Genomic DNA, 13,105 nt, shown 5'->3' with positions numbered 1-13,105 from the left:
GATCAGTGATATCAGCCAGCAACAACGGAACGCCATTCAGGCTAAGCTGCCCAACATCTGTCCTCTTGATAAGAAGTGATCAGCACCATGGGTAGAGTTGTTGCGGCTGCCGTCTACAGCGCCGGTAAGAAAGTCTCGGATATCACTCTCGATGAAGGCGCGGCCTGGGCCGCCAAACCTGGGCACTTTGTGTGGATCGGCCTGGAAGAACCCAGCGCCCAGGAACTGAACAACCTGCAACGCCAGTTCAACCTGCACGAGCTGGCGATTGAAGACGCCATGGAAAAACACAGCCGCCCGAAGCTGGAAACTTTCGGCGACGCGCTGTTTATCGTCACCTACTCACCGGTGCGCGAGAACGGCAAGCTGGAGTTTATCGAAACCCATATCTTTGCCGGCAACGGCTACATCATCACCGCACGCAACGGCCACTCGGCGTCCTACGGTTTTGTGCGCCAGCGTTGTGAGGCGCGACCGTTGTTGCTGGAGCATGGGGAAGATTTCGTACTCTATGCGCTGCTGGATTTTGTCACCGAAAACTATCAGCCGGTGAGCGAGGCGATCCACGCCGAAATCGATGAGCTGGAGCGTAACGTACTGTGCAGTTCGCTCAACGAGCGCGATATCCAGCACCTCCACGGCCTGCGCCGCGATGTGTTGCGGCTCAAGCGGCACGTGGCGCCGATGGTGGAGATCAGCCAGGAGTTGCAGAAGCTCAGCTTCCCGTTTATCGACAAGAACATGCGCCCGTATTTTCGTGACGTGCAAATCCACGTGACGCGGCAAATGGAAGACCTCACCACCCTGCGCGACATTGCCAGCCAGACCATCGAGATCGGTGTGTTGCTGGAGGCTTCGCGCCAGAGCGTGGTGCAGCGCAAGTTCGCCGCGTGGGCGGCGATCCTGGCGTTCCCCACGGCGGTGGCGGGGATTTACGGGATGAACTTCCAGAACATGCCCGAGCTGCAATGGCACTACGGCTATTTTGGGGTGCTCGGTTTTATTACCTTGGGCTGTACCGGTTTATGGGCCAGCTTCAAGCGTTCGGGCTGGCTTTAAGCCTTGGCTTCAGGCTGGTGCGCCACAAAGCGCATCATCCACTCCGCCACGGTCACGCCGTGATGGTCGCGCTCCAGGCTGGCCACGCCGTTGCTGTAGACCTTTTCACCCAGGGTTGTCTGAAGTATTTCCAGCAACTCACGGGAATAGTCGTGAACAAACTCCGGATGGCCCTGGAAGCACAGCACCTGGTCGCCAATGTGATACGCGGCAAACGGGCAGAATTCGCTGGAGGCGATCACGGTGGCGTTTTCCGGCAAAGTGGTGACTTGATCCTGGTGGCTGATCAATAGCGTCAGTTCCGGCACCTCAGGACTCATCCATGGCGTCTTCGCATCCAGCTTGTAGGCGTGGGTGCCCATCCCCCAGCCCTGACTGGCCCGTTCGGCCTTGCCGCCCAGCAGCAGCGCGAGTAACTGATGGCCGAAGCACACGCCCAGCAGCTTGTCGCCGCGCTCATAACGCGTGAGCAGGTAGGTCTTGAGCGTCTGGATCCAGGGGTCGGTACCAAAGGAATCGGCCTTGCTGCCGGTGATCAGGTACGCGTCAAACACTTCGTCATCCGGCGGGTATTCGCCCTGCACCACGTTGTAGACGACAAACTCGGCGGCAATCGGTTGCTTGGAGAACAGGCGTTTGAACATCTGCCCATAGCCTTGGTACTCATCGATCAAAGCGGGACGCAGAATATCGGTTTCCAAGATGCAGACGCGTAGCGACATAAAAAATACCTGACACGGCGATGGGAATATTGCACACCCCAGAGCCTGCCTTGAAATACCTCCCCAAAGCAAGCCCTCAATGGCCGCCCACACTCCCTGTAGGAGCGAGCTTGCTCGCGAAAAACGTCAACGATAACGCAGGTAGCCTGGATAAAAGCGTTGCCTGTGCGTTCTTCGCGAGCAAGCTCGCTCCTACAGTGGAACGTCTAAAACAGCGCGCCTTTTGCGGCTTTTTCCAGTAATAACGCCGGTGGCGAGAAGCGCTCCCCGTACTCCTCGGCGAGGTAGCGGGTGCGGGCGATGAAGTCGTTCAGCCCGTACTGGTTGATAAACTGCAACGCGCCGCCACTCCAAGCGGCAAAACCGATGCCGAAGATTGAACCAACGTTGGCATCCGCCGTGGACATCAACACGCCCTCCTCCACACAGCGCACGGTTTCGATGGCTTGGATAAACAGCAAGCGGTCACGCACATCCTGGGGGGAGATTTGCTTGCCGGGCTGTTCGAACCGGTTTTTCAGCTCAGGCCACAGGTGCTTCTGGCCGCCAGCGGGATAGTCGTAAAAACCACCGCCGGCCGCCTTGCCCGTGCGCTTGTATTCGTTCACCAACAGATCAATCACCGCCGTCGCCGGATGGTTCGGCATAGCCTTGCCTTCGGCCTGCAGGTCCTTGGCCGTTTGCTGTCGGATATGGCTCATCAGGCTGAGGGACACTTCATCGGACACCGCCAGCGGCCCCACTGGCATGCCGGCCTTGCGCGCTTCGGTCTCGATCATCGGCGCCGCCACGCCTTCGCCGAGCATGGCGATGCCTTCGTTGGTAAAGGTGCCGAATACCCGCGAGGTAAAGAAACCGCGACTGTCGTTGACCACAATCGGGGTTTTCTTGATTTGCAGTACGAAGTCAAAACCTCGGGCCAGGGTTTCGTCGCTGGTGCGCGCCCCCTTGATGATTTCCACCAAGGGCATCTTGTCCACGGGGCTGAAGAAGTGCAGGCCGATGAACCTGGCTTGATCAGGCACCGCCGTGGCCAGACCGCTGATGGGCAAGGTGGAGGTGTTGGAGGCGATCACCGCGTCGGCCCCCACCACGCTTTGCGCTGCGGCCGAGACCTTGGCCTTGAGTGCGCGGTCTTCAAATACGGCCTCGATGATCAGGTCGCAGCCGGCCAGGTCGGCGTCATCCTGCGTAGGATGAATGCGCGCCAGGGTGGTTTCGCGCTGTTCGGCGGTCAATTGCCCACGGCTGACTTTCTTGTCCAGCAATGCGGCTGAATGGGCTTTGCCTTTTTCGGCGGCGGTCAGGGTGATGTCTTTGAGCGCCACCTCGATCCCCGCACAGGCACTGACATAGGCGATGCCCGCGCCCATCATCCCGGCGCCGAGCACGCCGACTTTGCGCGTTACATAAGGCGCAAAACCCTGCGGTCGCGAGCTGCCGGCGTTGATTTGGTTGAGCTGGAACCAGAAGGTGCCGATCATGTTCTTCGCTACTTGCCCGGTCACCAGTTCGGTGAAGTAACGGGTTTCGATCAGGTGTGCGGTGTCGAAGTCCACTTGGGCGCCCTCGACTGCAGCACAGAGGATTTTCTCCGGCGCGGGGAAGCAGCCCTGGGTCTTGCTACGCAAAATCGACGGCGCAATGGCGAGCATCTGCGCGACTTTAGGGTGGGATGGCGTGCCGCCGGGAATCGCGTAGCCCTTGGTGTCCCAGGGTTGCCTGGCCTGCGGATTAGCCAGAATCCAGGCACGGGCTTGGGCCAGCAATGCCTCGCGATCCGCTGCCAACTCATCAATCAAACCCGCTTGCAGGGCCTGGGCGGGCCGCACCTTTTTGCCTTCGAGCAAATACGGCAAGGCTTTTTCCAGGCCAAGCATGCGCACCATGCGCACCACGCCGCCGCCCCCGGGCAACAGGCCAAGGGTGACTTCCGGCAAACCCAACTGCACGGACTTGTCGTCCAGCGCGACCCGGTGATGGCAGGCCAGGCAAATTTCCCAACCACCGCCCAAGGCCGCGCCATTGATCGCGGCCACCACCGGTTTGCCGAGGGTTTCCAGGCGGCGTAATTGCGTTTTCAATACCAAGACACTGTCGTAGAACGACTTGGCATGGGCTTTATCGACCTTGACCAGCTCATTGAGGTCGCCCCCGGCAAAAAAGGTTTTCTTGGCCGAGGTGATCACCACCCCGGCGATCTCGTCCTTTTCCGCTTCCAGGCGCGCGAGGGTGGCCGCCATGGCTTCACGGTAGGCGGCGTTCATGGTGTTGGCGCTCTGGCCGGGCATGTCCAGGCTCAGTACCACGATCTGGTCCTGGCCTTTTTCGTAACGAATGGCATCGGTCATGACAAATTCCTTAGGCTCAGAGACGTTCGATAATGGTGGCGATCCCCATGCCACCGCCGACACACAAGGTGGCCAGGCCGTAGCGTTGCTGGCGCACCTCGAGCTCGTCGAGCAAGGTGCCGAGAATCGCGCAGCCGGTGGCGCCCAAGGGATGGCCCATGGCGATGGAGCCGCCGTTGACATTGACCCGTGCGGTGTCGATGCCCATGTCCTTGATGAACTTGAGTACGACCGAAGCAAAGGCTTCGTTGACTTCGAACAGGTCGATGTCTTCAACCCGCAGGCCGGCTTTGGCCAGTGCTTTGCGAGTGGCCGGCGCGGGGCCGGTGAGCATGATGGTCGGGTCGGTGCTGGTCACCGCCGTGGCGACAATACGCGCCCGCGGTTGCAGGCCCAGTTCACGGCCTTTGGCCTCGGAACCGATCAGCATCAGCGCGGCGCCATCCACAATGCCGGAACTGTTGCCCGGCGTGTGCACATGGTGGATGCGCTCCACGTGGCTATAGACCCGCAACGCGGTGGCGTCGAAGCCCATCTGGCCCATCATTTCGAAGCTCGGCTTGAGCTTGCCCAAGCCTTCGAGGGTTGAGTCGCCGCGGATAAATTCGTCATGGTCCAGCAGCACAATGCCGTTCTGGTCGTGCACCGCGATCAGCGACTTATTGAAGGAACCGTCTGCCCGCGCCCTGGCGGCTTTCTGCTGGGACTGTAGGGCAAAGGTGTCGACATCCTGGCGTGTGAAGCCTTCCAGGGTGGCGATCAGGTCGGCGCCAATGCCTTGGGGCGTGAAGTGGCTGTGCATATTGGTTTGCGGGTCGAGCACCCAGGCGCCGCCATCGCTGCCCATGGGCACGCGGGACATGGACTCGACGCCGCCAACAACCACCAGGTCTTCGAAGCCGGAACGCACCTTCATCGCCCCCAGGTTCACCGCCTCCAGGCCCGACGCGCAGAAGCGATTGACCTGTACACCGGCAACACTGACATCCCAGTCGGCCACCAGCGCGGCGGTCTTGGCGATATCGGCGCCCTGGTCGCCCACGGGGGTGACGCAGCCAAGGACGATGTCATCCACTTGGCGGGTGTCGAGGTCGCTGCGCTGCGCCAGCGCCGTGAGCAAGCCGGCCACCAGGTTTACCGGCTTGACGCTGTGCAGGGCACCGTCGGCCTTGCCTTTTCCCCGGGGCGTGCGTATCGCATCAAAGATCAAAGCTTGGGTCATGACATCCTCGAACCGCTATGGGTGTGTGCCCTACCTTAGGCCCGATTGACACGGTTTCAATGACGGATGCGCTCATTGCTTTTGACCCCCTCGCTCGGACGAACGGTAGGTACCTACGGGAAATGCCTGATTAATCGTTTTAGCCGTCTAGCCCTAGGGCTGGCGCCAAGATGGCAATAAGCCTCATGCCGTTTTTAGCGCAAATACTTCTTAGCTGATATGAAATGAGTCTAAGCCAGAAAGAACGGGCGCTCTAAGGTTGAATCTGTAAGACGCTGCTGCCGGGTTTTGCTGGAGCAGCTGTAAGAAAAGTGCAACGTCACCTCGCGATACTGACTTCAACGGCACGCATTTGACGCTCAGGAATAACAACAAAAGAAAAGGCAGTCAGCCATGTTCAAACAATCGAAAGTACGTCAGGCGGGACTTATCCTGTTCGCCACCACCTTGATTCTGATCTTGCCCAATTTAACCAAGGTTATTGGGTGACACTCCCAGCTTCCGTGCACACACCGCACCAGTCCTGCAGCTTTTGGCAGCACCTGCCAGGACATTGCGCTTAGCGCTCCTGTTGCAGGGGCTGTCTTTTTACCTGCCGTTTTCCGTTATCGTGTGCGCCCTCACTCTCTCGCAACGGGCCTGTGCCTTGAAACCGATCCTCGCCCTTTTTGCCCTGCTGCTGAGCCTGCCTGCGGCGGCGGCACAGTTGACCATCGAGTTGGACCACACCCACAAAACCTGGGAGACCGCCGAGCTGCTCAAGCATCCCGACGCTCAGACGGTGCAGATCGTTGATGATGTGTCCTACAAGCGCAACATGACCTATCGTGCGGTGCCCCTCGCGGTGCTCTTGCCGGGCCTTAAATCTGCGAACCACCTGCAAGCCGTTGCCCTTGATGGTTTTGCCGCCGAACTTGCCGCCGCGCCGTTGCTGGAAAAAAACGGCGCCCGCGCCTGGCTGGCCGTGGAAGACCCGGCCCATCCATGGCCACCACTGGCACAGGGCAAGCCCAGCGCCGGACCGTTCTATCTGGTCTGGACCAACCCTCAAGCCGGACGTATCAGCCCGGAACAGTGGCCGTTCCAGGTCTCCAGGTTCAAACAGTTGCAGACGGTTGGCGAGCGTTTCCCGGCGTTATTGCCCGACCCTAAGCTGGCGGCGAACGACCCGATCAACCAAGGCTTCGCGTTGTTCCAGAAGAACTGCCTGGCGTGCCATCGCCTCAATGGCGGCGGTGATGCCCAGATGGGGCCGGACTTGAATGTGCCCTACAACCCCACCGAGTATTTCAGCGGCGATTTTCTCAAGCGTTACATCCGCGACCCGCAAAGCCTGAGGCATTGGCCACAGGCGAAGATGCCGGCGTTTACAGCCAGTGTATTGCCAGACAATGAGTTGGACTTGCTGGTGGGGTATCTGCGGCATATGGCGGGCCGCAAGCTGTAGGGGCGAGCTTGCTCGCGAAAAGCCTGAGAGCACCGTCGAGCGTTCCCACGCTCTGCGTGGGAACGCCTCTTGTGATGCTCTGCGTCACGCCATGGGACGCGGAGCGTCCTGGGCTGCATTCCCACGCAGAGCGTGCGAACGATCAAGCAAGCTTGCTCCGACAGTTATCGGTCATTGCTGCGGCGCCACGAATACCTTGGCGTGCATCTGCTCATGCCCACCGCCACGGCGCATGCCGCGTACCGGGCAGGCGTCGAGGTAGTCCAGGCCGACGGCCAGCTTCAAGTGCCGCTCCGGCCGCGCCAGTTGGTTGGTCACGTCAAAGCTGTACCAGGCGTCATCCAGCCAGGCTTCGGCCCAGGCATGACTGGCCAGGTGCGCGCTGTCTTCGGTGTACAAATACCCCGACACATACCGCGCCGGGATCCCCAGGCTACGTGCGCAGGCCAGGAACGCATGGGTATGGTCCTGGCACACCCCAGCGGCCCCTGCGAAGGCTTGGGCGGCGCAGGTATCGACGTCAGTCGCGCCGGGGGTGTAGACCATGGTGTGGTTCAGCGCCTGCATCAAGTCGATAAGCGCCGTGCGGTCGCGACGCTGATGGCAGTTTTGCTCGGCAAACCCGCGCAGGGCGTCGTCGGGCTCGGTGAGGCGCGTGGAGCGCAGGAACGGAAAGGCAGACTGGCTTTCGTGTTCGGCCTCGCGCCATTCATCGATCTCCACCACGCCCCGAGCGCCAATGATGATGGCGTCATGGGGTTCGTCCAACGTGAGCACATGCAATATGTTGCCGAAGGGGTCCACCTGCGCCCGCACCGGGCGCGGCAGGTCGAGTTGCCAGCTCAGCACGTGCTGGCGCTCGCTGTCATGGGGGGTCAGGCGCAGGTACTGGATGCTGGCGCGCACCTGGTCTTCGTAGTGGTAGGTGGTGTCGTGGCTGATGGAGAGTCTCATGCCGCCTCCAGGTAGGAACTGTAGATGGCGTCGCCCAACTGGCGGACCAAGGGGATAAAGTCGGTCAGCCAGGCATGCAGGCCTTCCTCGAGGATTTCGTCGATGGCCGTAAAGCGCAGGCGCGCATCCATCTCGGCGGCCAGGCGCTGGGCCGGGCGACCATTGAGGCCTGGCAGGCTCGCGAGGATCTGGTCGATCTCTTCGCTGCAAGCACGCAGCGAACGCGGCACATCCGCGCGTAAGAGCAGCAGTTCGGCCACTTGCCGAGCGCCCGGCGCATCGCGATAAATCTCGGTGTACGCCTCGAACGACGACAGAGCGCGCAGCAACGCACTCCATTGGTAATAAGCGTGAGCCGTACCATCGCTGACCGCCGCCGCCTGTTCGCCGGCCATTTCGTAGCGGGCATCCAGCAGGCGCAGGGTGTTATCGGCACGCTCAATAAAAGTGCCCAGGCGGATAAAGCGGAAGGCATCGTTGCGCATGATGGTGCCGTACGTGGCGCCCCGAAACAGATGGGAACGCTCCTTGACCCACTCACAAAACCGGCTCATGCCGTAATGGCTGAGCCCCTGCTGGGCGATATCGCGAATGTCCAGCCAGGTGGCGTTGATGTTTTCCCACATGTCGGCGGTGATCCGCCCACGTACCGCATGGGCGCTGGCCCGCGCCGCACCCAGACAGCTGTAGATGCTCGCCGGGTTGGCCGCGTCCAAGGCAAAAAAGTGCAGCAAGCGTTCAGCGTGCAATGGGCCATGGCGCTCGTGGTAATCGTCCAGAGTGCCGGTGATCAACAGCGGCATGGCCAATTCGTGCAGGCCATCGCCGCGCCCGTCCTGGGGCATCAGCGACAGCGAATAGCTGACATCGAGCATGCGTGCGAGGTTTTCGGCACGCTCCAGGTAACGTGACATCCAGTACAAATCCGAGGCAGTTCTACTCAACATGGCATCAGTCCTCGACCACCCAGGTGTCTTTGGTTCCGCCGCCCTGGGACGAGTTGACCACCAGCGAGCCTTCGCGCAGCGCCACACGGGTCAGGCCACCCGGCACCACGCGGGTGTCCTTGCCGGACAACACGAAGGGGCGCAGGTCGATATGGCGCGGGGCGATGCCGTTTTCGACAAAGGTCGGGCAGGTGGACAAGCACAGGGTCGGCTGCGCGATATAGGCGTGTGGCTTGGCCTTGATACGCGCCCGGAACGCTTCGATTTCTGCGGTCGTAGACGCCGGGCCAACCAGCATGCCGTAACCACCGGAGCCCTGGGTTTCCTTGACCACCAGGTCGGGCAGGTTGGCCAGCACGTGGGACAACTCGTCAGGCTTACGGCATTGAAAAGTCGGAACGTTCTGCAGGATCGGCTCTTCATCGAGGTAGAAGCGGATCATCTCGGTGACGAACGGATAAACCGATTTGTCGTCCGCGACTCCGGTGCCAATGGCGTTGGCCAGCACCACATTGCCGCAACGGTAGGCAGCGAGCAAGCCGGGTACACCAAGCATCGAGTCGGGGTTGAATGCCAAGGGATCTAGAAATGCATCATCGAGGCGACGGTAGATCACATCGACAGCCTTGGGTCCATCGGTGGTGCGCATGAACACACGGTCATCGCGCACGAACAAATCCGCGCCTTCCACCAACTCCACACCCATTTCCCGAGCCAGGAAGGCATGTTCGAAGAATGCGCTGTTGAAACGCCCGGGCGTCAGTACTACCACACTGGGGTTATCCAGGGGGCTGGCGCTTTTCAGGGTGTCGAGCAGCAGGTTGGGGTAATGGTCGATGGGCGCGATGCGCTGGGCCGCGAACAGCTCGGGGAACAGACGCATCATCATCTTGCGGTCTTCGAGCATGTAGCTGACACCGCTGGGCGTGCGCAGGTTGTCTTCGAGCACGTAGTACGTGCCGTCGCCATCGCGTACGAGGTCCACCCCGGAGATGTGCGAATAGATATCGCGATGCAAGTCCAGGCCCTGCATTGCCAGTTGGTATTGCTCGTTGGCCAATACCTGCTCGGCGGGGATGATGCCGGCCTTGATGATGCGTTGGTCGTGGTACAGGTCGGTGAGGAACAGGTTCAGCGCCTTGACCCGCTGGATGCAACCGCGTTCGACAACCCGCCATTCACTCGCCGGAATGCTGCGGGGGATGGTATCGAAGGGGATCAGGCGCTCGGTGCCTTGTTCGTCCCCGTAGAGGGTGAAGGTGATGCCGGCGCGGTGGAACAGCAAATCGGCTTCACGCCTGCGCTGGGCCAGCAGTTCGGCAGGGGTGTCGGCCAACCAACGGGCGAACTCGCGATAATGGGGGCGAACCTGCCCTGCCCCATCGTACATTTCATCGTAATAAGTGCGGATCATGCCGTACTCCTTGTCACCCGGACGCAAGAACCTTCGCAAGGCCCGTGCCAGCGGCATAAACACTTGATAATCAAACAGTTGCATAATCCGAGGGGATTTGCCGCACCGTCCTGGTGCGCGCAATTGCCTGGGCCACGCCGTACGCTCCGTTGCAATGCGGTGTTTGGCTATCAACAGCATAGTCAGAGTTGATTTCACTGCCCGCCTGCACATGCGGATAATCGCCCACATCGGTTGAACAGGACGTGTCCTACAGCCAAACCCTTTGCACATTCAGTAACGTATTGACTCGTGTACTGATGACTCCTCGGTCTTCCCTTTCCGCCACCCTATTCGGGTGGCTTTTTTTTGCGCCTGAAACGGCAGTTTCCGTTGCGACGGTAGCCCAAACAAAATCGGCCGACCCAAAGGTCAGCCGACACGCTGTGCTGCTCATAAATACCAACTACATGGGTAACCCACGCACCTCCTGCTTGACGCCCCATCCTTCGATGATCCCTCCCAGGGGCTCGACCACCGCTTCAAAGTCTTGCTCGAAGTCTCCTATGCCGTCGTAGGTTGCGAACATGATTTTGCTCAGTTCCAGGTACCAGGCGCCATCGTCGCGCGCGCTGACCTGGGCGTTGAGGGACTCCCCACGAAATCGACCCGCAGCCCTGCGCGCCCGTTCCTCATCCGGGAAAATGGCGTAGAACTCGATGGGGTGAAAGCGCGAGAAATCAAAGCCGCCTTCTTTCATGCGGCGCAGTACGTTGGTGCTGATGTCTTCTTGATAGGCTGTGCTCATGAAACGTCCTCCTCACACCGATGGATAGACTTTCCGTGCTTCCTGAAGCCCCGCGCCCTGCTGGCGCGGGCACCACGGCATAACATCACCGCAGGAAAACAAGCATGTAGCTGACAAGACCAGACCTTAGCGATTCATTCGCTGATCTCGATTGCAGAGTAGCGTGAAGCTGTCACCGCCACCAGAGGGGCTTGAAGGGTCTATAGAAAATGTTCAGGCCGCGGGTTCGACCTTGAGGTCCTTGATACCATTCTGATCATGCAGGCTCTTGACCGTGGGGTCGGGGACACGGTCGGCAAGATCGTTAAGGTCCAGCTTCTCCAACACCGGCGACACACGCACGCGCACCATTTGTGCGGCTTCTTCCAGCGTCGGCTCATGCTCGCAGTCGAATTGCTCGACTACCGGCTCGCCGCGGTCGTTGATGAAAGAAACATTCCACTTCGGCATCGGTGCCTCCTCGATAAAACCCATAGGTGGGCTTACTTCTATCTGGACCGTGAGGGCTCGCCAAACGTTCCACTCAAGGCCGGAGGCACCGGATCAACTGCACTTATTTTTCAGCGTGTTCTTTCAAGGCTTTCAAGGTGTTAAACGGCGCGTCCACCACAAACTTGTTGGCCAGCCACGACGGCACGCTGCCGCCTGGCTCGGTGTGTACCTGGTAGGTGACTTCGGTCTGGTTATCGCCCTTTGGCACCAGTTTCCAGAAACCCTCCACCTGGGCGACCCGCACGTAGCCTTTTGCTTCAGGCTTGTAGGTCGGCACGCCTTCCAGCTTGCGCGTGACGGTGCCGTCAGCGGCTTTGGTGGTGGTGACGTGGATGTACGAGTCGCGGTCCGTCACAGGGAACGGGGCCTTGAACTGGGTGTAGGTCCAGGCCTCGTCGCCTTTCTTGTCGACGAGTTTCTGGGATTTGCATTCATGGATCCATGCGCAAGCACCGACCACATCTTCCTGCAGCGCCTGGACCTTGGCCAAAGGCGCCTTGATCACGGTCACGCCGCGATAGGCCTTGTACTTGGAACCGGCAATCTCGCTCAGGGACACCTTGATACCGTCTTCGTCCTTGGCGACTTGCCAATCCTCAGCCTGGGCGGTGGCCGCAAACAACAGCGTAAAACCGCACAGCACAGCCACTCGTTTCAGCGAACCCATCGTTGTATTCCTTATTGTTGAAGTTCCGATAGTAAAGCCCATCAAGCCGCCGTCATCTGCTCCCACCAGCCGATCAGCCGGATGGCATCGGCCTGGTCGTTGCCGCACACCTCAATATCGGCCTTGAAATCACTGCACACGGCGGGCCGCTGCGGTTGACCGAACAACTGGCACAATTGTTCCACCGACAGGTGCACGCAACGGACGCCAGCGGGTTTGCCCTGGGGCATTCCGGGTAGTGGCGAACTGATGGAGGGGGCAATGCAGCAGGCGCCACAGCCTTCACGGCATTTCATGACCAGCAGGTCCTCGACGACTCAATAGGGATGGCCGGGCTAGAGTACGCCCTTAAACAGCCGTTTTAAAATGGCTCAACAGGGGTTTTTCGCACAAAACAAAAATGACCGACCAGTCTGCGACAGATGGTCGGCAACCTGGGTCACCTGTGGCCCGAAAGTTTATTGCTTGAATTCGAAATCCAGCGCAGCGCCTTCTACATCACGGCGCTCTTCGTTACGCAGTTGCAGCTTCATCTCATTGCTGAGCAAGCGGCCGTTGATCTGGAACGCACTGTTGTCGGTGGGCTTTTCACCAAACATCGGCGGCAATAGAGGCACGCTCTTGGGCTTGGGCATGGTGCCGATGGGTTGCAAGTGCCTGACCATGTCGGAAGGCAGGGACAGGTCCAACTGTGCCGGTGGCAGTTTGGTCTGGGCGACCTCATGGGCCGACTTGGACTTGCTCGCCACGGGTGCACGCTTTTTGGTCGAAGCGGCTTTCTTTTGCGCGGCAGGGGATTTTTTCGCAGGCGTTGGCTGCTTGGCTGAGGTCTTTTGCTCGGCACCGACAACAGGCTTGCCTTCAGCCACCGGTGCTGCAGCCAGCACGCTACCGGCATTGCACAGGCTCAGCAGACCAAGCATCAACGTAACGCGAAAAATAGAAGTCATATCGCCAACAGCATTAACGGCAGAAGGCCATATGCTCGCTTGTTGTGCGCGGCATGACAAGGGCACAGATCAGTCTTGTCCCCTTTGCTCGCC

At 59.9% G+C, this 13,105-nt stretch carries 13 protein-coding genes; 2 read left to right on the top strand and 11 right to left on the bottom strand.

Annotation, left to right across the window (positions count from 1 at the left end):
- Positions 1-87: 87 nt before the first annotated feature.
- Positions 88-1,059 carry a magnesium and cobalt transport protein CorA gene (locus HBO10_RS11980; RefSeq protein ID WP_034127041.1) on the top strand — a complete coding sequence of 324 codons (972 nt, stop codon included), beginning with the start codon at positions 88-90 and terminating at the stop codon, positions 1,057-1,059.
- Here HBO10_RS11980 and HBO10_RS11975 read toward each other — a convergent pair.
- The 3 genes from HBO10_RS11975 to HBO10_RS11965 form a co-directional block, all read right to left on the bottom strand.
- Positions 1,056-1,781, bottom strand: coding sequence for an amidotransferase (locus HBO10_RS11975; protein WP_034126760.1), 726 nt, complete (start codon positions 1,779-1,781; stop codon positions 1,056-1,058). The two genes, HBO10_RS11980 and HBO10_RS11975, sit on opposite strands and share 4 nt — an antisense overlap.
- Positions 1,782-1,987: 206 nt before the next feature.
- Positions 1,988-4,132 carry a 3-hydroxyacyl-CoA dehydrogenase NAD-binding domain-containing protein gene (locus HBO10_RS11970; RefSeq protein ID WP_169921997.1) on the bottom strand — a complete coding sequence of 715 codons (2,145 nt, stop codon included), beginning with the start codon at positions 4,130-4,132 and terminating at the stop codon, positions 1,988-1,990.
- Positions 4,133-4,148: 16 nt separating this feature from the next.
- Positions 4,149-5,354 (bottom strand): acetyl-CoA C-acetyltransferase, encoded by a 1,206-nt coding sequence (locus HBO10_RS11965; protein WP_034126758.1) that lies wholly within the window; start codon positions 5,352-5,354, stop codon positions 4,149-4,151.
- 646 nt (positions 5,355-6,000) lie between these two features.
- Between HBO10_RS11965 and HBO10_RS11960 the strand changes: the two genes are divergently transcribed.
- On the top strand, positions 6,001-6,801 hold the full coding sequence (locus HBO10_RS11960) for a cytochrome c (protein ID WP_034127040.1): 801 nt from the start codon (positions 6,001-6,003) through the stop codon (positions 6,799-6,801).
- Between the two features lie 171 nt (positions 6,802-6,972).
- Here HBO10_RS11960 and HBO10_RS11955 read toward each other — a convergent pair whose 3' ends face one another.
- The 8 genes from HBO10_RS11955 to HBO10_RS11920 form a co-directional block, all read right to left on the bottom strand.
- The gene (locus HBO10_RS11955) at positions 6,973-7,755 is read right to left on the bottom strand and encodes a transglutaminase family protein (protein WP_034126757.1); all 783 of its coding nucleotides are present in this window, start codon (positions 7,753-7,755) and stop codon (positions 6,973-6,975) included.
- Positions 7,752-8,702 (bottom strand): alpha-E domain-containing protein, encoded by a 951-nt coding sequence (locus HBO10_RS11950; protein WP_034126756.1) that lies wholly within the window; start codon positions 8,700-8,702, stop codon positions 7,752-7,754. Before HBO10_RS11950 ends, HBO10_RS11955 begins: the two co-directional genes overlap by 4 nt.
- Before the next feature lie 4 nt (positions 8,703-8,706).
- Positions 8,707-10,116, bottom strand: coding sequence for a circularly permuted type 2 ATP-grasp protein (locus HBO10_RS11945; protein ID WP_034127039.1), 1,410 nt, complete (start codon positions 10,114-10,116; stop codon positions 8,707-8,709).
- Between the two features lie 445 nt (positions 10,117-10,561).
- On the bottom strand, positions 10,562-10,903 hold the full coding sequence (locus tag HBO10_RS11940; RefSeq protein WP_003193463.1) for a ribonuclease E inhibitor RraB: 342 nt from the start codon (positions 10,901-10,903) through the stop codon (positions 10,562-10,564).
- 213 nt (positions 10,904-11,116) lie between these two features.
- On the bottom strand, positions 11,117-11,377 hold the full coding sequence (locus HBO10_RS11935) for a hypothetical protein (protein WP_034126755.1): 261 nt from the start codon (positions 11,375-11,377) through the stop codon (positions 11,117-11,119).
- Between the two features lie 79 nt (positions 11,378-11,456).
- The gene (locus HBO10_RS11930; protein WP_034126754.1) at positions 11,457-12,062 is read right to left on the bottom strand and encodes an START domain-containing protein; all 606 of its coding nucleotides are present in this window, start codon (positions 12,060-12,062) and stop codon (positions 11,457-11,459) included.
- 41 nt (positions 12,063-12,103) lie between these two features.
- Complete coding sequence (locus HBO10_RS11925) at positions 12,104-12,358, bottom strand: YkgJ family cysteine cluster protein (RefSeq protein ID WP_034126753.1); 255 nt, start codon at positions 12,356-12,358, stop codon at positions 12,104-12,106.
- Positions 12,359-12,520: 162 nt separating this feature from the next.
- Entirely contained in the window at positions 12,521-13,012 is a 492-nt protein-coding gene (locus HBO10_RS11920) for a hypothetical protein (RefSeq protein ID WP_034126752.1), read from the bottom strand.
- Positions 13,013-13,105 lie beyond the last annotated feature (93 nt).

It is taken from the genome of Pseudomonas sp. WS 5503, from assembly GCF_012985385.1.
GTDB classification, from domain to species: domain Bacteria; phylum Pseudomonadota; class Gammaproteobacteria; order Pseudomonadales; family Pseudomonadaceae; genus Aquipseudomonas; species Aquipseudomonas paracarnis.
Note: the sequence above shows the minus strand (reverse complement) of the source record. Positions and strands in the feature narration are given on the sequence as shown.